Source organism: Bacillus sp. FJAT-22090, assembly GCF_007676755.1.
Taxonomy (GTDB): domain Bacteria; phylum Bacillota; class Bacilli; order Bacillales_A; family Planococcaceae; genus Psychrobacillus.
In genome coordinates this window covers 15,308-35,589 of the sequence record NZ_VEBK01000022.1, presented here as the reverse complement: position 1 = coordinate 35,589, position 20,282 = coordinate 15,308, and the positions used below count along the sequence as shown (strand labels likewise).

At 36.3% G+C, this 20,282-nt stretch carries 22 protein-coding genes and 1 riboswitch; of the genes, 10 read left to right on the top strand and 12 right to left on the bottom strand.

What is annotated here, in order from left to right; genetic code table 11:
* Positions 1–3: 3 nt before the first annotated feature.
* Positions 4–483 (top strand): SRPBCC family protein, encoded by a 480-nt coding sequence (locus tag FS486_RS18690; protein WP_144513763.1) that lies wholly within the window; start codon positions 4–6, stop codon positions 481–483.
* A 53-nt stretch (positions 484–536) separates the two neighbouring features.
* Here FS486_RS18690 and FS486_RS18685 read toward each other — a convergent pair whose 3' ends face one another.
* Both FS486_RS18685 and FS486_RS18680 read right to left on the bottom strand, forming a co-directional pair.
* Positions 537–1,142, bottom strand: coding sequence for a class I SAM-dependent methyltransferase (locus FS486_RS18685; RefSeq protein WP_144513761.1), 606 nt, complete (start codon positions 1,140–1,142; stop codon positions 537–539).
* A gap of 12 nt (positions 1,143–1,154) precedes the next feature.
* Positions 1,155–2,189: a YeiH family protein gene (locus FS486_RS18680; RefSeq protein WP_144513759.1), complete on the bottom strand. Its 1,035-nt coding sequence runs from the start codon at positions 2,187–2,189 to the stop codon at positions 1,155–1,157.
* Between the two features lie 110 nt (positions 2,190–2,299).
* Between FS486_RS18680 and FS486_RS18675 the strand changes: the two genes are divergently transcribed.
* On the top strand, positions 2,300–3,196 hold the full coding sequence (locus tag FS486_RS18675; RefSeq protein WP_144513757.1) for a LysR family transcriptional regulator: 897 nt from the start codon (positions 2,300–2,302) through the stop codon (positions 3,194–3,196).
* A 229-nt stretch (positions 3,197–3,425) separates the two neighbouring features.
* Here FS486_RS18675 and FS486_RS20745 read toward each other — a convergent pair whose 3' ends face one another.
* From FS486_RS20745 to FS486_RS18660, 3 genes are all read right to left on the bottom strand, one after another.
* Positions 3,426–3,602, bottom strand: a complete 177-nt coding sequence (locus tag FS486_RS20745; protein WP_395940887.1) for a CapA family protein — start codon at positions 3,600–3,602, stop codon at positions 3,426–3,428.
* Between the two features lie 11 nt (positions 3,603–3,613).
* Positions 3,614–3,880: a metallophosphoesterase family protein gene (locus FS486_RS18665; RefSeq protein ID WP_144513755.1), complete on the bottom strand. Its 267-nt coding sequence runs from the start codon at positions 3,878–3,880 to the stop codon at positions 3,614–3,616.
* Positions 3,881–3,994: 114 nt separating this feature from the next.
* The gene (locus FS486_RS18660) at positions 3,995–4,351 is read right to left on the bottom strand and encodes a DUF488 domain-containing protein (RefSeq protein ID WP_144513753.1); all 357 of its coding nucleotides are present in this window, start codon (positions 4,349–4,351) and stop codon (positions 3,995–3,997) included.
* A gap of 113 nt (positions 4,352–4,464) precedes the next feature.
* Between FS486_RS18660 and FS486_RS18655 the strand changes: the two genes are divergently transcribed.
* The 4 genes from FS486_RS18655 (at position 4,465) to FS486_RS18640 (ending at position 8,692) form a co-directional block, all read left to right on the top strand.
* On the top strand, positions 4,465–5,205 hold the full coding sequence (locus tag FS486_RS18655) for an ABC transporter ATP-binding protein (protein WP_144513751.1): 741 nt from the start codon (positions 4,465–4,467) through the stop codon (positions 5,203–5,205).
* Positions 5,183–6,214: an ABC transporter permease gene (locus FS486_RS18650; RefSeq protein ID WP_144513749.1), complete on the top strand. Its 1,032-nt coding sequence runs from the start codon at positions 5,183–5,185 to the stop codon at positions 6,212–6,214. Before FS486_RS18655 ends, FS486_RS18650 begins: the two co-directional genes overlap by 23 nt.
* A 28-nt stretch (positions 6,215–6,242) precedes the next feature.
* Positions 6,243–6,893 carry a TetR/AcrR family transcriptional regulator gene (locus FS486_RS18645; protein ID WP_144513747.1) on the top strand — a complete coding sequence of 217 codons (651 nt, stop codon included), beginning with the start codon at positions 6,243–6,245 and terminating at the stop codon, positions 6,891–6,893.
* 197 nt (positions 6,894–7,090) lie between these two features.
* The gene (locus tag FS486_RS18640) at positions 7,091–8,692 is read left to right on the top strand and encodes a glycosyltransferase family 2 protein (RefSeq protein WP_186321516.1); all 1,602 of its coding nucleotides are present in this window, start codon (positions 7,091–7,093) and stop codon (positions 8,690–8,692) included.
* A 291-nt stretch (positions 8,693–8,983) separates the two neighbouring features.
* On the opposite strand, the gene FS486_RS18635 is transcribed toward FS486_RS18640, so the two are convergent.
* Both FS486_RS18635 and FS486_RS18630 read right to left on the bottom strand, forming a co-directional pair.
* Positions 8,984–10,180: an MFS transporter gene (locus FS486_RS18635; protein WP_144513743.1), complete on the bottom strand. Its 1,197-nt coding sequence runs from the start codon at positions 10,178–10,180 to the stop codon at positions 8,984–8,986.
* A 307-nt stretch (positions 10,181–10,487) separates the two neighbouring features.
* Complete coding sequence (locus FS486_RS18630; protein ID WP_144513741.1) at positions 10,488–10,745, bottom strand: hypothetical protein; 258 nt, start codon at positions 10,743–10,745, stop codon at positions 10,488–10,490.
* 337 nt (positions 10,746–11,082) lie between these two features.
* On the opposite strand from FS486_RS18630, the gene tatC reads away from it, so the two are divergent.
* Together tatC and tatA are read left to right on the top strand one after the other, a co-directional pair.
* Positions 11,083–11,841: a twin-arginine translocase subunit TatC gene (gene tatC, locus FS486_RS18625; RefSeq protein WP_144513739.1), complete on the top strand. Its 759-nt coding sequence runs from the start codon at positions 11,083–11,085 to the stop codon at positions 11,839–11,841.
* Between the two features lie 89 nt (positions 11,842–11,930).
* A complete protein-coding gene (gene tatA, locus FS486_RS18620) occupies positions 11,931–12,134 on the top strand; it encodes a twin-arginine translocase TatA/TatE family subunit (RefSeq protein ID WP_144513737.1) in 204 nt (67 codons plus the stop codon).
* Between the two features lie 50 nt (positions 12,135–12,184).
* On the opposite strand, the gene FS486_RS18615 is transcribed toward tatA, so the two are convergent.
* Positions 12,185–13,351: a TraB/GumN family protein gene (locus FS486_RS18615; RefSeq protein ID WP_144513735.1), complete on the bottom strand. Its 1,167-nt coding sequence runs from the start codon at positions 13,349–13,351 to the stop codon at positions 12,185–12,187.
* Positions 13,352–13,615: 264 nt separating this feature from the next.
* Here FS486_RS18615 and FS486_RS18610 point away from each other — a divergent pair, with 264 nt between their 5' ends.
* A complete protein-coding gene (locus tag FS486_RS18610) occupies positions 13,616–13,837 on the top strand; it encodes a hypothetical protein (RefSeq protein ID WP_144513733.1) in 222 nt (73 codons plus the stop codon).
* Between the two features lie 116 nt (positions 13,838–13,953).
* Here the strand turns inward: FS486_RS18610 and FS486_RS18605 are convergent, their stop codons facing one another.
* The 3 genes from FS486_RS18605 to FS486_RS18595 all read right to left on the bottom strand — a co-directional run bounded on the left by FS486_RS18605 (position 13,954) and on the right by FS486_RS18595 (position 16,364).
* Positions 13,954–14,688, bottom strand: coding sequence for an amino acid ABC transporter ATP-binding protein (locus tag FS486_RS18605; RefSeq protein ID WP_144513731.1), 735 nt, complete (start codon positions 14,686–14,688; stop codon positions 13,954–13,956).
* Between the two features lie 18 nt (positions 14,689–14,706).
* Positions 14,707–15,459 carry an amino acid ABC transporter permease gene (locus FS486_RS18600; protein WP_144513729.1) on the bottom strand — a complete coding sequence of 251 codons (753 nt, stop codon included), beginning with the start codon at positions 15,457–15,459 and terminating at the stop codon, positions 14,707–14,709.
* A 62-nt stretch (positions 15,460–15,521) separates the two neighbouring features.
* Complete coding sequence (locus tag FS486_RS18595; protein ID WP_144513727.1) at positions 15,522–16,364, bottom strand: transporter substrate-binding domain-containing protein; 843 nt, start codon at positions 16,362–16,364, stop codon at positions 15,522–15,524.
* A 127-nt stretch (positions 16,365–16,491) separates the two neighbouring features.
* A riboswitch (Lysine riboswitch) is annotated at positions 16,492–16,675 on the bottom strand.
* Between the two features lie 194 nt (positions 16,676–16,869).
* Here FS486_RS18595 and FS486_RS18590 point away from each other — a divergent pair.
* Positions 16,870–18,108 (top strand): glycosyl hydrolase family 18 protein, encoded by a 1,239-nt coding sequence (locus FS486_RS18590; protein WP_260858162.1) that lies wholly within the window; start codon positions 16,870–16,872, stop codon positions 18,106–18,108.
* 819 nt (positions 18,109–18,927) lie between these two features.
* On the opposite strand, the gene FS486_RS18585 is transcribed toward FS486_RS18590, so the two are convergent.
* Positions 18,928–20,214: a cation:dicarboxylate symporter family transporter gene (locus tag FS486_RS18585; RefSeq protein WP_144513723.1), complete on the bottom strand. Its 1,287-nt coding sequence runs from the start codon at positions 20,212–20,214 to the stop codon at positions 18,928–18,930.
* Between the last annotated feature and the right edge of the window lie 68 nt (positions 20,215–20,282).

Genomic DNA, 20,282 nt, shown 5'->3' with positions numbered 1-20,282 from the left:
CTTATGATCGCAACAATTCAAAAAGAATATGACATCTATAAAGCCCGCTACGAACGACATCTTCACCATTCAGTAGAAGAAGTTTGGGCTATGCTCACGGACAATACTAAACTGCAACAATGGTTCAACGAACTCCAAATTACGGATTTACGAAAAGGCGGGGTTATCCAGTTCGATATGCAAGACGGTACGTTTATTGATATGCAAATTTTAGATTATGAACCTTTAAAGACGTTGGCTTTCGAATGGGATAAAGACATAGCAAGATTTGAATTATCTCCCCTAGCTAACGGTTGTCAATTAACTTTTACTGAAACTATCTCTTCATTCACAGAACAAACTATAAAAGATCTTGCGGGCTGGCATGTATGCCTTGATGTCATTGAAGCTATTTTAGATAAGCGAACAATAGATTCTAGAGAAGATGAATGGAAAGCTTGGTATGTGAAATACAAAGAGCTTCTAGAAGAGTTAAAACAATAATTTTCTTTAGGAAGGCACCCTACAATTAATTCTAAGTTGTAGGGTGCTTATATCTATTCGTATCTAAAAATCATAAACCGTTCATTCTTGTTTTGCTCATATAACTCCGGCACTCTTACCTCTTTTTTCAAATCAAATGACGTGCTTTCCTCTAAAAAGCAAATATATTCAGAAGTAGGATAGTACAGAATTACTTCAACTGGACGCGGATAGTGTTCAACCGACAACAGAATATTATTGATAACCTTTTGAAATACTTGAACAGAAAAGGGATTAAAGAAATAAAACTTATTTTCCATTGCATTGATCGAATATTCCTCTGCCAAACAGCATTCAAACTGAATGGATGCCCGTGACTTTTTAGCACGCTCCATATATCTAGCTAAATTCTCCATTGCCTCCTGATAAAGCTGCCCGCTCATTTCTACACCAGTAGCCGATACATGAAGATGATGGTGAATGTAAAATGGGAAACGACCCTTCCCACAACCGAAATCTACGAAGGTATCAGTGGATTTACAGTCATATTCATCGAACAGGGCTTCTAAAGCCATATAGGGGGTCGCCTCGTACCTGTTATAATGGGCAGATTGATGATGCCATTCGCGGACTCCTTCTGTTTTTATCCGTAGCAATCGATCATGATCTTGTTCTTTCATGGGGACCTCCTTTTATACATTTAACTGAAACACATACACTAGCACATACCCTAAAATGGATAAAAAGATAGAGCCAATAAGTCCAGCTGCAAAAGGTTTTACACCTAACCGTTTAAATGTTCTAACATCGATGTTCAATCCTAATCCTGCCATTGCCATTGCAATTAGAAGATACGCTATCGTTACAAGAAAACTAGCAAATTCTTCAGGTATAATCCCAAGTGTATGAATACCACTCATTATTAAAAAACCTACGATAAACCAAGGGATAGTGGAAACTGAAAATTTACTTTTCGGACTATCCTTTTCTCCTCTTTGCACAATATATCCTATAACTAAAGCGATGGGTACTAAAAGGGCTACTCGAGTAAGCTTCACAATAACAGCAAGGTCCACAGCAGCGCTTCCTCCAGGATCTGCTGCTGCAATAACATGGGCAATTTCATGTAATGTCCCACCAGCAAACACACCATAACCACTAGAAGTTAAATGTAAAACAGGATACAGAAAAGTATAGACTAATGTAAATAGCGTACCAAGAATAGCGATCGTTGCAACACCTATTGCGGTTTCGTCGTCATTAGCTTTTACTTGCGGTGCTATTGCTACAACTGCGGCTGCTCCACAAATGGCTGTCCCGCATGCCGTTAGAATACCTAGTTTCTTATCCACTCCAAACAAACGAGAAAATCCATAGACAACAAACAAAGCAAAGAGAATATTAATCAAGGCGATTAAGAAAACTGGGAGACCTGCATGATAAATATCCGCTAAGTTTAACCGCATTCCCAGTAAAATAATTCCTGCACGCAATAATTTTTTACTTGAAAATGAAACACCCTGTTGATACTGTGCAGGCAACCCTATTGTTGCGCTCCATACTACTCCTATAATAATAGCAATTACTAATTGCCCCATGATAGATAAAAACGGAATTCCGGATAACAGCTTTGCCAATACGGCAATGATCAGCGTAATGCCTATCCCGTAAAAAAATGCTGTATTTAAATTGAATGTATTGACCTCTTTTACTTTCTTTTTCCGCATGAACACTTCCACTCCCTTCCTCAAATTCACTTTACGGAAATTACTATGATTAGTAAAATACATATATATAATTGACACTATTAAGATTTATAATGATTGGATGTGTCCCCATGTACTATGATGCCTTGAATACCTTTATAACAGTAGTCGAAACTAAGAATTTCACAAGAGCAGCAGAAACTCTTCATATTTCACAACCAACCGTAAGTGTGCATATAAAAAATTTGGAAGAAGAGTTTCAAACAGAGTTATTCATACGTTCTTCGAAATTACTAAAGATCACTCCTACTGGAGAGATTTTATATGAACGTGCTAAACAAATTCTTTCTATGTATGAGAAAACCCAAACAGATATTCTCGAACATCACCATGACATTATTGGAAAACTAGTCATAGGTGCAAGCTTTACGATTGGTGAATACGTCTTACCTCCGCTACTAGTGGAACTCCATTCAATGTACCCGAATCTTGAACTTGAAGTATTTATAGGAAATACAGAAGAAATTGTGCAGTCTGTTCGACTACTAAATGTAGATATTGGTTTAATAGAAGGTCAAACAAACGAAAAGGAATTGCGAGTAGAGCCTTTCATGGAGGACCAGTTATTTATTGTTGGATCTATACAACATGAATTGGTGTCAAAAGGGATAGTAAATATGGCGGATCTTCAAAACCAGACGTGGATAATGAGAGAGGAAGGTTCGGGCACACAGGAATACTTAAAACATATGATTCGCTCTAATGGATTGAAGGTAAAATCGATACTCACCATTAGTAGCAACCAAGGGATTAAAGAAACGATTATTCATAGCAAGAAAGGATTGTCCCTCCTATCCATACATGCAATCGACAGAGATATTCGACAACATACTCTTTCTATTCTTCCACTGAACCATCCACCCTTTAAAAGATTGTTTTCTTGTGTCTGCTCTCCAATTATGGAAAACAAGCGACATGTGATGGCTCTTAAGGAGATATTAAAACAAAAACTAAACCCTCCATCTTAAATTGACAGGATGGAGGACATCAAATAATTTTTCTGGATTCATTTAGGCTGGCAGTTGCAGCTAGAAAATATCTGTTTTTGAACCCTCTCATCAGTCAGTCCTATCTTACTTTCAACATTACTCAATCTGTGAATACTGAAAGGTTCTCCTTCCACAACTGCAGTAGATATAAAGTTTGGATTTTCAATAGCTAGTACTTGTTTGCTATTGATAATTTTCCTTAAAATCTTTAACTTTGCAATAACACCGACATTCGTATTCTCCATATTCTGTGCAGAAAAGAAATTCCTAGCGAATAAAACACATGTATTCGGTGACCACTGCTTGTTGTTATTTCTTCATATGGTTGGATAACATGCGGATGGTGACCAAAGATAATATCTACTTGGCATCCGCAATTTTTGATCCAGTGTATGATTATTTGCCATTGAAATTATATCTACACCAACTTTTTTTAAAATCACCAATAATATGAGAAGGACTGGAAAAGTCAGGATAGCCTGATAATCCAAACTTCACACCGGCTGGGATAGATTCTTGGTTGGCTAATAGAATATCTACTAATTCTAATTCTTCTTGGATTGGTTCAAAAGAGGTTATAAAACTATCGTACTTGTACAATGGAGAATGCAACAGGATATCTCCAATCATGCCGATTTCTATCGTATCTTCTTGATAATCCATATGAAATGTCGAAAATTGTTTCCCGTGGAACTTTTCACTACTAGTAAAACCAATGATCAGAGTAAAACTTTGATATGAAACACTTTCTTCTATCGTTTTACTTTCCTGATTTGATTATTCTATTTTACTTTCCTCTAACATTTCTTTTAAAACAATAGCATGATTATATTCCACGTTTTTCGCTCCATATATTAACGTTACATCTTTCTTACTCTCCGTAATCAGTTGCAACAACTCTTTCAATTGAGCTTGCTTTAACTCTTTTTTGTACTTAGTTTTAAATTCATCGAATTTATCTTCCTCATGATTAAACCATTTTCGTAGCTCGTTTGAAGGGGCAATCTCCTTTAGCCAATGGTCAATCCTCAATTCTTCTTTAGTTACACCTCTTGGCCACAACCGATCAACTAGTATACGGATGCCATCTTCCGTAGAAGGTTCTTCATATGCACGTTTCAATTTCACTACCATTCTGTTCACCCCGTTCTTTCGTATATTTTACCAAATTGCTATTGACCAAGTATGCTTTAAATATATAATAATAGTGAGTAATCACTCACTATTTGGGTAGGAGGTTTTTATAAATGATTTCAACAATTATATTAGACCAAGTCAGTAAACAATTCGGGAAAAAAATAGTCTTAAATAACATTAGTTTATCAGTAAATGCCGGACAAATTTTGGGTTTGATCGGTCCTTCCGGATCAGGTAAAACGACATTAGTCAAACTCATTGTAGGAATGGATCAACCTTCTAGCGGGCAAGTACAAGTACTAAATACAAAAGTTCCTAATTTGAAACTGTTACAAAGTATTGGATACATGGCACAGGCAGATGCACTATACAATGATTTAACCGGTCAAGAGAATCTTGCTTTTTTTGCTTCCTTGTATAGATTAAGCAAAGAAGTGCAAAAGAAACGAATTGCTTACGCAGCTGACTTAGTTGACTTGACGCCCCATTTGTCTAAAAAAGTACAGAACTATTCTGGAGGGATGAAGCGGCGACTTTCATTAGCCATTGCATTAATACATGACCCTCAAGTATTAATACTAGATGAGCCAACAGTCGGAATAGATCCCGAATTACGAAAGTCTATTTGGGCAGAAATTCATCGGTTAAAAGAGGAAGGAAAAACAATACTAATCACTACTCATGTGATGGATGAAGCTGAAAAATGTGATCAGCTAGCCATGGTGAGAGAGGGAGAAATAATTTCCAATGGTTCTCCGTCAATATTAAAAAATCTTTATCAAACTGATAATTTAGAAGAGGTATTCTTAAAAGCGGGGGGTGAAAAGGTTGAGAACAATCGCACTAGTTAAACGGGTTTGTATACAAATGCTACGAGATAAACGAACACTTGCTTTAATGATGATCGCACCTTTAGTCATTTTAACTTTGTTACATTATTTACTATCTAGCGACGCAACCTTTCCTAAATTAGGCGTAATAGGAGTGGAGGACTATCTTGTAGAGCAACTAACAAACAAAGATGTTGCAGTCGTTCAATATAATCAAGTCAAGAATGTAAATGCACTTATACTAGATGATAATTTAGATGGGGTTCTTCAAGTAAAAGGAGAGAATATCCGACTTACTCTAACGAATGATCAACCCTCCTCTTCGAAGGTTTTACAAACAAAAATAATGCAGGCTCTTTCTCCTATCAATGTGAGTAGTACAAAAACAAATGGCATTCATACGTCTTATATATACGGAAATGCTGAAACTACGTTTTTTGATCAATTAAGTCCTATTTTAGTTGGTTTCTTTGTTTTCTTTTTTGTCTTTCTTATTTCTGGTATCGGTTTACTTCGAGAACGAACTACCGGTACATTAGACCGCTTAATGGCAACTCCTATTCAGAGAAGAGATATTGTGTTTGGCTATTTAATCGGCTATGGGCTATTTGCTATTATTCAAACGCTGATTGTTGTTATCTATGCTGTCAAAGTGTTAGATATTATGCTTGTTGGCTCAATTTGGAATGTTATTTTGATTAATTTGTCGTTAGCTTTAGTTGCATTGTTACTTGGAATTTTATTGTCCGCTTATGCAAATTCAGAATTTCAAATGATGCAGTTTATACCTATTGCAATCGTCCCCCAGGTTTTCTTTGCCGGTATTTTGCCTTTTGAAGGAATGCCTGAGTGGATGCAGGTTATTGCAAAATGTATGCCCATGTATTATGGTGGAAATGCGTTAGTGGATGTGATGTATAAAGGCTTAGGGATAAATACAATAAAAAATGATCTGTTTGTTTTATTAGGATTTGCACTAGTGTTTGTTGCGCTAAACATCGTTACTTTAAAAAAGTACCGGAAAATTTAAAAGCAATATTGTTTGAGAGGAGTACGCAATGTCTGAAGATGAATTATTGTTGCAACAATTATTTGATGAAGAAAAGTTAACAGATAAGCAAAAAAAAATTATAACTGCTGCCATTGAATCCTTTTCTGAAAAAGGATACGCTGCTACTTCTACAAGTGAAATTGCTAAAAAAGCGGGGGTGGCGGAAGGAACTATCTTCCGACATTATAGAACAAAAAAAGAACTACTTGTTTCTATCGTAGCTCCACTTATGACAAGGCTAATTGGTCCATTCATTGTGAATGATTTCCATAAAGTATTAGATCGTCCTTATGAAAATGTAGAAGATTTTTTAAGAGAAACCATCGAAAATCGAAGAGTAATTATTAAAAAGCTTCTTCCCGTTATAAAGATTATGATTCAAGAGATTCCATTTCAACCCGAATTGAAAGAACAATTTATTGAACAAATCGCCAAAAAAACATATGAACGTATTTTGGCTATTATTAAAGACTTTCAGAATAGAGGACAATTGATCGACATGCCACCTGTTAGCATGGCCAGACTAGCCGTTACTAGTATATTTGGATACTTATTTTCCCGTTATATATTCTTCCCAGAAAGTGAATGGGATGACGAATTAGAAACAGAGCGGACTATACAGTTTATCCTTCATGGAATAGGACAGAAACAACATTGATTTTACTAACGAAATAATAGTCTCCCAAGCCCGTCGGATAATTGTTTCCGAGGGCTCTATTTGTTTTAGATGTTTAATATTTAAATATTGCTTTACTATTTAAAAAGGAAAAAAGCCCTTTCAAGTTCTTAATAATATCATAGACTACTTTACTAACGGTTTCTATGCCGTTAAGTAACTATGAAAGGAGAACTAACATGTTTTTAAAGAAGATTAGATGGTACAACCGAATGTACAATAAACTACAGCCAAAACGGTTAAGAAAAAATAGTAATCTGAGTAGAGACGACAACAAGAATAATAGTAAAGTGGGCATCGTACTACCCGTATATGACCAAGAGAGAAATTATTTAATGGAATGTATACAAGCAATAGAAAACCAAACCTTTCGAAATTTCCAGTTAGTAATTGTAATTGATGGTGCAAATGAGGAAACGGTGAAAGCAATCTACGAGGCATCAGAAATGCTCACATGCAGCTATTCTATTATTCATCGTACAGAGAACAAAGGAATTGCTTATTCTCTAAATGAAGGATATGAGCATTTGCTAGACTGTCCTTATCTAACTTGGATATCTAGTGATAATAGGCAAAAACCTGATTTCCTCAAAAGATTAGTAGAGACGATGAATAACGCTCCTTCGGACACTGTACTCGTTTATTCCATGTATCAACCTATTGATGAACAAGGATTATCTCACTCCTTTGGACTCGCTTGGTATACAGCCTTATTTAACATGATGAGAAGACCCAAAGAGGAAATTATGCTGACTTGTTTCATTGGAGCATCCTTCCTTTTCACGAGAGAAGCATATGAAAAGGCAGATGGCTATGACCCGAAGTATGGGTTGGTTTCTGATTATGAATTTTGGATAAGGTTAATGCCACTTGGAAATTTCCATTTCATACCTGAGTCGTTGATGGAGTACCGGTTAAATGGCAAACACTCTTTAACAACAATCACACCAACAGAAGAATTATTTATCCAAAGCATGGATGCTAGCGTGGACCACAGACAAAAAAACGGGGATATACCAAAAGTTACAGTTATCATCACTGCACATAACCACGAAAAGTATATTAAAAACTGTATACAGAGTGTTTTAGATCAAACCTATTCTAATTTTCATATTGTCGTTCTAGATGTTGGTTCAACTGACGGTACATTACAAGAAGTATACTCTGTCAGGGACTTGAGATTGATTCCTGTTCATCTAGATAAGAGACATAAAGCGGAGGCGCTAAATATCGGCTTACGATATGTACTAGGTAAATATGTACTTGAATTAGACGGGGATGACTGGATTGACTCAAACACTTTAGAGATCATGGTCAATGAAATGGATGCTCTATCCACCAAAGTAGGGATGACTTTTGCGAATCGCCAAATTTGGTTTGAGGAGAATGGGCAATTAGTTGAGGGTCCTGTATATAAAGGAGTTCCTAGTACAAACAAGTATGAAGTATTACAAAACTTCCAAACACACTGCCCGCGTATGTATAGGCTATCAGCTCTAAAAAAATTGAACGGATGGATGACCTCGTTATACGAGGAACCGCTCGTTGCCGATGATTTTATGATGTATTTACGAGTAGCCGAACAGTTTAAAGTTCACTGGATTGATGAAACCCTCTATCATCAACGCAGACACCCTCAGAATATCACAGTTATAGAAAAAGAATTACTGAATCGTCAATTCCGCATGATTACAAATGAAATGTTACAACGTTGGGGAAATGAATATACTGCCGATTTCGAAGAAGTTGATGGTAATATATCTAAAATACTCTTAAGGTAACATGCTGAGAATTGGAAGAAAGAAAGATGTTATGAATGAAAATAACAAATGTTTTCTGAAACCGACCAGAAGAGATTAAGTTTCTCCACTCATACAAACAAGCTCGACAAATACCTGTAGGTCTTGTAGAGGCAGGTTTATATTCAAATTGTAGTCTTTCTACAAACCTGCAATTGAACAGGACAAGTTTGTAGAAGATATCTTATATGGGGTTACAAGTTGACCAAATTATTACCGAAAAAGCTTAAAGGGAATGGTTCTGGCAAACCATCCACCTTCTTTTCGGTAATTTTAATGCTGTCTATGTCGTAAATAAACATACAAAAATCCACCAGCACTTAATAGTCTTAACGCGGAGCTTATATACATCGCCCTATCCATTCCAACTTGACCTAAAAACCAAATACCCACTTGAGGAGCGATAAATGCGACAAATGCAAGTAAAACATTATACGTTGTAATACAATACGTACGAGATGGTTCTGGTGATTTCTCTAACAATAAATTAAATAAAATTAATACGGTACCAGACAAAAAGAAACCCGAAGTTGTTTGTATTAACGTTAAATAATACAAGTTTGTAGAGAGCACAACTAAAAAAGGAGTTGTAGCCATACCAACTGCTGCCCATATAAAGATACGCAAATTAGAATACTTGTCAGCCCATTTCTTCCAAAGCGGGAATGTTAAAAATTGCATAAGCATGCTGCCAACCGAAAACATACTAATCCAAAAGATTGTTGCACCAGCTATGCGTACATTATAAATATTAAATAATCCCCATGCCATCTGCCAGGCAAAGTTAAAAAAAAGAGCGGCTGCTAAAAACCAAACATAGTTGCTATTGCGAAAAATAGTCCAATCCATTGATTTCTTCTTAACTAGACTACTATCTATTTGGACAGCTTCTTCATGTTTTAATAAGAATAGTACTTCTAATAACCCAAAGGCAAAAGCAAGAGCAAATAGTACTTGATATGCAATAATACTTTCTGAAGCATCTTTCATTAAAATCCCTATAAGCAATGTGGATACTAACCCAACCATTGTCAGCAAACGATTGCGGTCACTGAAAAACTGTCCTCTTCTAGATTCCTCAATCATTCCACTTATAAGAGTTTGCCAACCTACATTCGCTACCGTGTTCGGCACACTAATGAAAGCAATAATCCCCAAAAACACCCATGCTTGAAGGGAAAAAGAAGGCAAATAAACGACAACTACAATGAGTAAAAACATGAAACGAGCAAGCAGCACAGATATTGCTACTAACCTCTTTTGAGCATTAGCCCGGTTTAATAGAATTGCTGCAGGAATAGTCATTAACAATGCAAGCAACGGAGGCAACGAACTAATTAATCCAACTTGGTAATTAGAAGCCCCTAATATTGTAATGGCGAAAATCGGAAAAAAATTATTCGAAAAGTTAAGTGCTATGGTTGATGCCATTCCATGATAAATACTAATCTTCTCATTATATGGTCTCATTAACTCCGCCCATTCTATAAATAATAAAGGATATGCTAAAATTATATACTCGCATATGAAGAAAACAAGTACTTCGGGACACAAAATTTTTTGTGCTTTTACTACAGATATTTCTCTTTTTGTATATACTAAAATAGCAAAAAACTCCCTTAATCGCTTTTAAAAACGTTTAAGGGAGTTTTATTTGCAGTTTGTAAGAAAACACAGATGTTACTAGGCTTTGTCCGTAATTACACTACCTGCGTTATGTATTGGTATCATCATTTCATACTGTTTAACTAGCTAAGTATTAGCTAAAAAAAATTTATTAGCTTATTAAAGTATGCCAATTATAAATGATGGAAAATACTATTGTAAATGCAAGTAAAGAACCGATGAAATATGTAACTTTTTTCTCTGTCCAGCAAATAACAATAATACTTAAACCGATACCAGAGCCTAATAGCGCAAACCAAGGAAACTCATTATTAGTAATATGTAAAAACAATGCAAAGTCAGCCACTAGAAAAAGAGCAAATAGGACTTGATTTAACATTTTCAATTCTTCTTTATTGTACTCAGTCATTTTATTTCTCCTTTCACCTTATTCAATGATTTAATCATTTCACATTAGTTGTGAATTTACATGCACATAGATACAAAACAACGTCATCCATTTTACTACATTCAATATAGCTTTGTATATATTTAAATATAATTACTCATTAAAAAAGGATATAGTTGGGAGAGTTTATTTTCGTGTTAATCGGTTATTAGGAGTATATAGAGAGTACTTTTATTTACAAATTCATTGGAAAGAGTATAATGTGTAGATGATACAAGACAACAATACTAATTTCTATAAAAAATAAAATAAATAAACAAACTTCACTTGGTTTGAGAAAATGGGGTGGTATAACCTAATGACAACACATGAACCAGAATTGACGCTTGTCGAGCATTTATCAGAACTTAGAAAAAGGCTAATCATCATAGCAACAACCTTCATCCTATCTTTGGCGTTAGGATTTTGGTTGGCACCAAAAACTTTACACTTTATAAAACAGCAGCCAACTGCAGCCCATGTCGAATGGAACGTCTTTGGTTACACAGATGGTTTAATGATTTATGTTAAATGTGCTCTAATCTTAGCTATATTGATTACATTACCAATTGCAATGTATCAAATTTGGTTATTTGTAAAACCTGGGTTACTGGAAAAAGAAGCAAGAGGAACGATTTATTTTATTCCGGTTTCATTCTTTCTGTTTTTAGCAGGGATCAGTTTTAGCTATTTTATCTTATTCCCTCTTATGCTAAATTTTATGTCTAATATTAACGATTCTATAGGTGCATTAGAAACTTATGGAATGCAACAATATTTCACCTTTATGTTTAACTTAATAATCCCAGTGGGTATTGTATTTGAATTACCAGTCATTATTTTATTTCTGACTAAGCTGGGAATAATAACTCCCGATCGATTGAGAAAGATGAGAAAAATTTCATACTTTGTATTAGTAATAGTTGGTGTATCAATCACGCCACCAGATTTTATCTCTGATTTTATCATCGTTGTTCCATTACTATTACTATTTGAAATAAGCATTCTTGTTTCTAGTTGGTCTTATAAAAAGCGGTTAGCTAGACAGGCACTTCAAGAAGAAGGTTTGGAAGAATAAATAGCGAATTAGCTATTTTCTAGCTCTTTATAAACAAATACTCTCGCCACATGATTTATACAGAATATCACTAAAAGGAGGAACACTCTATGCCAAACATCGGCGTCCCGGGATTAATTATCATTTTAATCATTGCTTTAATCGTTTTTGGACCTTCTAAACTACCTCAATTGGGTAAAGCAGTAGGACAAACCCTACGAGAATTCAAAAACTCTACGAAAGATATCGTAGACGAGGTTGCAGAGGAATTTAAGCTAGACGACAAAGAGGCAGATGTTAAAAAGAAAAACTAATACGAAAAGCCGGCTATTCTTCACGAATAACCGGCTTTTTATGTTAAGAGTTAAAAGTTTTTAAAAAATAAACGAATTACATCTGCCCCACCTATTAACGTTCCTAAGGAGCCCACAAGATTTGTTAATACAACAACCAATAAAATACGTGTTACTTTATTGCGCCAAAAACCTTTTACTGTAAAGACATCTTCTGAAAGTGTTTCAAAATCACCAACATTCGGTCTTCGGAAGTAGGCTTGCACAATACCTGAAACCCAACCAGATGCTATTAAAGGGTGCAAGGTTGTAATGGGTGCCGCTATAAAAGCAGATAGTATTGCTAGTGGATGACCTAGTGCAAGAGCAGCCCCTATAGCTGCAAAACTACCTGTCCACAAAACCCAACTTAGTGCTTGATCGAAACCAGCAGTTGGATTTGCTATGAAAGTATACACAACAATAGCGACTAGAAGAGCAGGGATGGCCCACCCAAGAAGCTTCGGCATAATCGATTTAGGTGGTTTCTGGGACAGCGCCTCTAAATCATGTTCCTTATGAATCTCTTTAGTAATACCAGGAACATGTGCAGCTCCTAAAACGGCAATTACTTTATCCCCTGGTGCTTCTTTAATCTTTTGGGCAAGATACTGATCTCGCTCGTCAATTAACGGAGTTTTTAACTTAGGAAAAGACTCTGTAAACTCTGCAAGAACCGCATTTAGCGTATCTTGTGTTTTCATTTTTTCCAGTTCTTCTTCTGAAATAGTTTCCTTACTAAAAATACTAAAGATTACTCCATTAAGCAGCTTTGCCTTTCCCATAAACCCGAGATTATGCCAAATACGAGAAAAGGTAATTTGAATATTACGATCTGCTAAAACGAGGTTCGCTCCAGTTTCTTTTGCCGATTCGATACCTTGGATCATTTCCTGACCTGGCTTAATCTCAAATTGTTTTGCTAAACGATTTTGGAAAGAGGATATGGCTAGATTCATCAAAAGTAAGGTTGCTTTCTTTTCTTTAATTACTTTAAAAATGTCTGTTTCTTTCCACTTGCTTCCTTCCATAACAGATTGATATCTTTGATCATCTAATTCTATACAAACAGAATCTGGTCTTTCCGCCTCAATTACTTCTTTTACTTGTTCTGCGCTTTGTTTGGATACATGTGCGGTTCCAATTAATATTAATTCTTTACCATCTAAGTTTATACGAGTAATATTTTCTTCTCTCACAGGTTTCTTCCTTTATCGGACATATTTCTTTTACCCAAATAACGTAAAAGACTGTCTATTATTAATAATGAATTAGATTAGGTTAAATATCAATTATGTTTTATTAAATATTATAGGAAATTTAAACAAATATAATTAGACATTTATAGAATAGTGCGTCGTAATTAGTGTCCGCTTGGATTCCGCTGGAGTCGCCGACCTTCAGCTCCAATCCATCAAAATAGGCGCTATTATCTGTATATAATATCCATTAAAAGTTAGGAAATGGCTAAGCGAGACCAAATAGCTAGTGAAAGCAACCAATTCAACAGGAAACGCAACCAGTATTGGCGTGAAAGCAACCAAATTGACAACGAGCGCAACCAATTCTTCACGGAAAGACCAGCGGACACTGTTGAACATGCACTTTCCATGACGAATCTGATTAATTTAAATGGATTGGATCAAAATTTTATGCTCGTATGCTACCTCGTTATGCTCGCATAGCAACATTCTTTGCTCGGAGCGGAAGCAACTAAGTTACGACGCACTTTCCCTAGCCTGCGATATGTTTCTATCAAAAAAACATCCATTTATGTGGAAATATAAATGGATGTCCTTCATTATTTTAGAGTACGTTTTAAAAATTCTCTCGTACGTGCTTGTGTTGGATTGTTAAATAGTTGTTCGGGACTTCCTTCCTCTGCAATAACTCCTTTGTCCATAAACACGACGCGGTCTGAAACTTCCTTGGCAAATTCCATTTCATGCGTAACGATCAACATAGTGAGCCCAGATTCGGCAAGTTCTTTCATAACTTTGAGAACCTCTCCTACCATTTCAGGGTCTAGAGCAGATGTTGGTTCATCAAACAGCATAACGTCAGGTTCCATTGAAAGTGCTCGGGCAATTGCAACACGTTGCTTTTGACCACCTGATAATTGTTTCGCATTGGCATTCACGTACTGATCCATGCCTACCACTTTCAAATACTTAGTCGCTATTTTTTCCGCTTCTTCTTTTGATCTCTTCAATACTTTTACTTGTCCCACGACACAATTACTTAATACATTGTGATTATTAAATAAGTTAAACTGTTGGAAAACCATCCCCAACTTTGTTCGATAAGCATGTATATCGTGTTTGTCGTCTAAAATATTTTCACCTTTATAGATAATTTGACCGCCACTTGGTTTTTCCAAAAGATTTATACAACGAAGAAGGGTGGATTTCCCAGAACCAGATGAGCCGATAATACTTACCACTTCCCCTTTGTTCACTGAGAAATCGATGTCTTTTAGTACTTCACGTGCTCCAAAGGATTTGCTTAAATGTTGTATATCAATTACTTTTTCCATTATTGCTCCTCCTTTTTCTTAGCTTTCCTTTGTATTTGTAAAGGTTACTTGTGCTGGTTGTCCGATCATACTGTAGTTTTCTGGGCCGTCTAGTTTTCTTTCAAAATATCTTAATATTAATGTCACGGTATATGTCATAACGAAATATAAAACACATGCTACAAAAAACGATTCAAAGTATCGGAAGTTATTTCCTGCAATTGATTTTGTTTGGAAGAACAACTCGGATACACTAATAACGTTTAACACGGATGTATCTTTAATATTAATAATAAATTGATTTCCAGTTGCCGGTAAAATATTGCGAATTACTTGAGGTAGCACAACATGGAACATTGTTTGTAAATGGTTCATACCTATTGCTTGTGCAGCCTCAAATTGCCCTTTTTCAATAGAGATAACTCCCCCGCGAACAATCTCCGCCATATACGCCCCAGTATTGATGGAAACGATAAATACCGCTGCCATTACAGGATTCATATCGATATTAAAAGCTAACATAGAACCATAGTAAATAACCATTGCTTGTACGATCATCGGTGTTCCACGGAAAAACTCAATATATATGGAAAGAATAATATTGATTATTTTTAATACAATTCTTTTTGCTGCTCGCTCTGGTACAGGAATTGTTCTTATCACTCCTGCCAATAAACCAATCACTGAACCAATTATCGTACCAATTATTGAAATTAGTAACGTAAAACCTGCTCCGCGAAGGAACATTGGCCAGTTATCGGAAACGATTGATACTATCCATTCGTAACTCATCATATTCCTCCTCTATATATAAAAACCGACTGCAATAAAGTTGCAGCCGGTATGTGTAATCATTATTCTGCAGCTGGTTGATTTTTTATTGCATTATCCATCATTTCTTGACGTTCTTCATCTGATATTTTTGCTAGAATTTCATTGATTTTAGCTGTTAGTTCACTATTCTTTTTAAGCCCTACTGCAACTGCCGTTTCTTCTTCCGATGCTTTGAATCCATCTGTGAATTCAATCATTGCAAAGTTTTCATTGGCTGTAGAAGCACTAATTCCTTCAGGACGCTCGGATACATAACCATCGATTTTACCTGATTCTAATGCAACTCGCATTGCTGGAAAATTATCCATAGCTGTTTGTTTTTTTACACCTTCAATTTGATCGATTACTCCATAATGCGATGTGTTTAGCTGACCAGTTACTTTTGCTCCTTTAAAGTCTTGGATGGAAGTAGCACCTTCATAAGGGCCACCTTTTTTTACGACCATTACAAAGTTAGAAGTATAATAGTTATCAGAGAAGTCGATAGTCTTCATACGTTCTTTTGTCGGAGACATCCCAGCCATAATTGCATCAATCTTACCTGATGTTAGTGCTGGTACAAGACCATCCCATTCGGTTTTTACAACAACTAACTCTTTTCCTAAGCCTTCTGCAACTTTTTTGGCGATTTCTACATCATATCCTCCAGCATACTCCGCATTTCCATCTAATTTCACAGCACCGTTAGAGTCGTCCATTTGCGTCCAGTTGAAAGGAGGATATCCTGCTTCTAATCCGATTGTAAATGTATCTTTTTCTGTTGATGAAGATGACCCTGATTTACCTGAATCCTTTGTTCCACATGCTGCCAATAGCAAAATAATAGATACGAACATTGTTAGAGCTACTATTTTTTTCTTCACGTCTGTTTCTCCCCTTTTATATAAGTTTATGTTTTATAAATCTAAAAAAGGACAACTTATAAAAAAAAGACCTGAGATGAACTCAGGTCGCAATTTGTATAGTTGCCCTAAATCCTCTACTTTACCCAAATGAGATAGCACACCACAAAAAACCGGGACGTTTTAAGTGGACAGTCCTGCAGTTATTCACTGCAGACCCAGCATGTAACATGGAGAACTATTACAAACTTCGGCGACATTTCCTTCTTCCTAGAATCATGGCTTCTCAAACTCCACTAGGAACTAATAAATATCGCGCCTCTACCTCACTTACTTAAGTGAGGTTGTATTTAATTATTGTTCATAGTCTACAACAATGGATAATATGTGTCAACTACTCTTTTAAATTATGATTGTTTTTTGATACGGAAAGACCGGTAGTTATGAATAAAAAAGCAATTACATATGGTTAAATGAATGACTAATGTAGAAATGAGGGAGCTTTATATTTATTTATGTAGTTAAAATGGGTGATTCTCTATACTCCATTGCTAGCAAGTATCAAGTTTCAATGGATAGTGTCCGTGAAATTAATGACTTAAAAACGGATAGCTTAGTACCAGGACAAGATTTACTGATCCCAACCAATATGTATACTGTTCAGCCTGGGGACTCACTCTATTCCATTTCACAAATGAGCTTTATATCAATTAATAGAATACGTCTCATCAACGGTTTGCATTCCGATACATTAATGGTCGGAACTCAATTGTATTTACCCCCAAGAATTAAATACAATGCCCAAAATTTTAGTTATCTAGTTCCTTCAACAGCGGCAAGAAACGATTATCTTATACAAAGCTTTGCCTCCATCAACACTTTTCTAGGTGTTTTTGAATACCATGTTTTAGAAGACGGTAGCTTAAGTACATTAGATGATGAGAGGATTATAAGAGTAGCAAGGGCTAATAGAGTGGCACCCCTTGCAGTTATTACCAATTTAACATCAGCTGGGTTTGATCCCCAATTAACACGACAGATTCTAAGTTCTACTCCATTAAGAAATCGTGTTATTAATAATATATACCAGCTTGTCCAAAGCAAGAACTATGCCGGTGTGAATGTTGACTTTGAACAAGTACCAGAAGACTTGAGAGATTCTTATACCGGCTTTTTACATGCATTAAGAGAACGTTTAAAGCCAGCGGGTTATTATACTTCTGTTGCAGTTCCGGCAAAAACAAGTGACAATCTCCCTTGGTTAAAGGGTTATGATTACGGAGGCATCGGAGCAGCAGTAGATTTTGTATTTATCATGGCTTACGACTGGCATGAAGCAACTAGTGACCCAGGCCCCGTTGCCCCTATAAACGAAGTAAGGCAGACAATTGTATATGCACTTAATCATATGAATAGAAATAAGATTATTCTAGGAGTACCCCGCTATGGCTACGATTGGACAATGGATAATGGAGACGTGGAAAGTGCACGCGCTGTTTCTGTATCAACGGCAGTAGCAAATGCAATGAAGTATCAAGTACCAATACAATATTCAACCGAATACCAACAGCCTTTTTATCAATATTGGGATGAAACGGGTAAAAGACATATCGTATGGTATGAAGATTCCAGAGCACGTGCTGAAAAGCTTGAGCTAGTAGTGGAATACCGTTTAAGAGGAGTTGGAGCTTGGCAGTTGGGACTACAGTTCTCTCAATCTGCTGTATTGGTTAATGAATTTTTTAATGTTCAAAAAGTGTTGTAATTCCTAGCACTAGTCTTATATAGGACAGTATGTGCGTCTTAGTTAGTATCCGCTTGGATTTCCGCTGCAGGACGGACGCTTTCTACGGGGTGAGCGATGAGCACTTCACCGTCCGCTTACGCAGCCGCCTGTGAATTCTCATCTATCTCACTTAATCCCGTTTGAGTCGCCGTCTTTTCGCTTCAATCCTAAAAAGGAATAGCTTATCTGTATTTAGTAACCATTACATGTGGGAAAAGAACCAAGCTAGATTAATTTGCTCCTAAAAAGCAACCAATTGTTAAAATGGCAACCATAAAATCCTGTCCGTTTAAAACATTGCGAGTACGTAGGAATATGTTGCGCATTTTTTTGGATGATCGCAGCCGCTTTTTTGCTCCAATCCATCAAAATATCTACCTAAAATAACCGATTATGCGACATTCACTGTAAGTTAATTCCAATATAGAAATTTGGTTGCTCTCGTTATCGAATTGGTTGCTTTCCAGGTTAATCTGGTTGCTCTCAATATTGAATTGGTTGCTCTCCAAGACCATTCTGTTGCTTTAAGCCATTTTTTGGATACGATTATGGAACAATCACTATGAAACAGTTGGATTTAGCACGGCGGCGTGAGACCCCTACGGGAAATGCATTAGCCGAAGACCCGCTAGCTACGCGAGGCGGTTAAGGTAATGCCCGTGGAAAGCGAATGCCTCTGCACCGAATCCAAGCGGACACTTCCATAAGACGCATAATCTCTATACAGCGCTTAAATAATGCATACCCTGCACCAAAAAACCGGCCTCCAAATTGGATAGCCGGTTTTTTAAGTGTTGTTTATATTAATTCTTCCACAGAAGCATGGTAATTCTTATCTTGTTCATTTTTAGGTTCTTCTCTAAATCTACCTTCCCATTTAGCCATAACAACTGTAGCAAGTGAGTTACCAACTACATTTACAACTGTTCGCGCCATGTCTAAAAGACGGTCGATCCCAGCGATAAACGCCAGTCCTTCTAATGGAATACCAACCGTTCCCAAGGTTGCAAGCAATACAACGAAAGAAACACCTGGAACACCAGCGATCCCTTTGGAGGTCACCATCAGTACAAATACCAAAGTGATTTGCTGCGTTATACTTAAATCAATTCCATACATTTGCGCAATAAAGATTGCTGCAAGAGCTTGATATAAAGTAGAACCATCAAGATTAAACGAATAACCGGTAGGAACAACAAACGCTACAATATCTTTTGGTGAACCGAATTTTTCCATTTTCTCCATCACTTTTGGTAAAACGGTTTCAGAACTAGAAGTCGAATATGCTAGTAGCAGCTCGTCTTTCAACAGCTTGATAATGTGGAAAATGTTCACACCAACAAGCTTGGCAATACCACCTAGCACAACAATAATAAAGAAGATCATCGTTGCATAAACAAGAATCATTAACTTCCCAAGCGGCAATAAGGATTCTAGTCCAAATTTAGAAACAGTGACTCCGATCAATGCAAATACACCGAATGGAGCAAATTTCATAATGAAGTTTGTTACCCAGAACATGGCATCTGCTGTCCCTTGGAAAAAGGCAAGTACTGGCTTTCCTTTGTCTCCGATTGCAGCAATACCTAAACCGAATACGACCGAAAAGAAAATGATAGAAAGCATATTCCCCGCTGCCATTGACTGAATGATATTACTTGGAACGATGCCAACAAGAATGTCCATAAACCCGTGACTCTGTACTTGTTCTGTCGTTTGAATATATTGATCAATATTTCCTTTTGTCAGGGAAGACATATCTACTCCTACACCTGGCTTGAAAATATTTGCTGCCAATAAACCAACTACAATTGCAATGGTTGTAACAATTTCAAAGTAAATTAATGTCTTACCGCCTAGTCTACCTAATTGCTTTATATCACCGGTCCCAGCAACACCTAAAATAAGTGTTGAAACAATGATTGGGACTACAATCATTTTAATCATGTTAAGAAAAATTGTACCAATTGGTTGCAAATACTTTTCTACTGCGGGGTTTTCATAAAATACGGCACCCACAATAATACCAAGTGCAAGACCTATTAAAATTTGATATCCCAAAGTAAGTTTGAATTTCTTCTTCATCTATAAGTCACCCCTCAATTCTTGAAAACGCTTTCCTACATTAAGAGTAAGATTAAGAATATTTTATG

Coding starts and splice junctions, on each gene's coding strand:
- FS486_RS18690 (WP_144513763.1), top strand. CDS start 4: ATGATCGCAACAATTCAAAAAGAATATGACATCTATAAAGCCCGCTAC.
- FS486_RS18685 (WP_144513761.1), bottom strand. CDS start 1,142: ATGAAAGAACAAGATCATGATCGATTGCTACGGATAAAAACAGAAGGA.
- FS486_RS18680 (WP_144513759.1), bottom strand. CDS start 2,189: ATGCGGAAAAAGAAAGTAAAAGAGGTCAATACATTCAATTTAAATACA.
- FS486_RS18675 (WP_144513757.1), top strand. CDS start 2,300: ATGTACTATGATGCCTTGAATACCTTTATAACAGTAGTCGAAACTAAG.
- FS486_RS18665 (WP_144513755.1), bottom strand. CDS start 3,880: ATGGATTATCAAGAAGATACGATAGAAATCGGCATGATTGGAGATATC.
- FS486_RS18660 (WP_144513753.1), bottom strand. CDS start 4,351: ATGGTAGTGAAATTGAAACGTGCATATGAAGAACCTTCTACGGAAGAT.
- FS486_RS18655 (WP_144513751.1), top strand. CDS start 4,465: ATGATTTCAACAATTATATTAGACCAAGTCAGTAAACAATTCGGGAAA.
- FS486_RS18645 (WP_144513747.1), top strand. CDS start 6,243: ATGTCTGAAGATGAATTATTGTTGCAACAATTATTTGATGAAGAAAAG.
- FS486_RS18640 (WP_186321516.1), top strand. CDS start 7,091: ATGTTTTTAAAGAAGATTAGATGGTACAACCGAATGTACAATAAACTA.
- FS486_RS18635 (WP_144513743.1), bottom strand. CDS start 10,180: ATGAGACCATATAATGAGAAGATTAGTATTTATCATGGAATGGCATCA.
- FS486_RS18630 (WP_144513741.1), bottom strand. CDS start 10,745: ATGACTGAGTACAATAAAGAAGAATTGAAAATGTTAAATCAAGTCCTA.
- tatC (WP_144513739.1), top strand. CDS start 11,083: ATGACAACACATGAACCAGAATTGACGCTTGTCGAGCATTTATCAGAA.
- tatA (WP_144513737.1), top strand. CDS start 11,931: ATGCCAAACATCGGCGTCCCGGGATTAATTATCATTTTAATCATTGCT.
- FS486_RS18610 (WP_144513733.1), top strand. CDS start 13,616: ATGGCTAAGCGAGACCAAATAGCTAGTGAAAGCAACCAATTCAACAGG.
- FS486_RS18605 (WP_144513731.1), bottom strand. CDS start 14,688: ATGGAAAAAGTAATTGATATACAACATTTAAGCAAATCCTTTGGAGCA.
- FS486_RS18600 (WP_144513729.1), bottom strand. CDS start 15,459: ATGAGTTACGAATGGATAGTATCAATCGTTTCCGATAACTGGCCAATG.
- FS486_RS18590 (WP_260858162.1), top strand. CDS start 16,870: ATGGGTGATTCTCTATACTCCATTGCTAGCAAGTATCAAGTTTCAATG.
- FS486_RS18585 (WP_144513723.1), bottom strand. CDS start 20,214: ATGAAGAAGAAATTCAAACTTACTTTGGGATATCAAATTTTAATAGGT.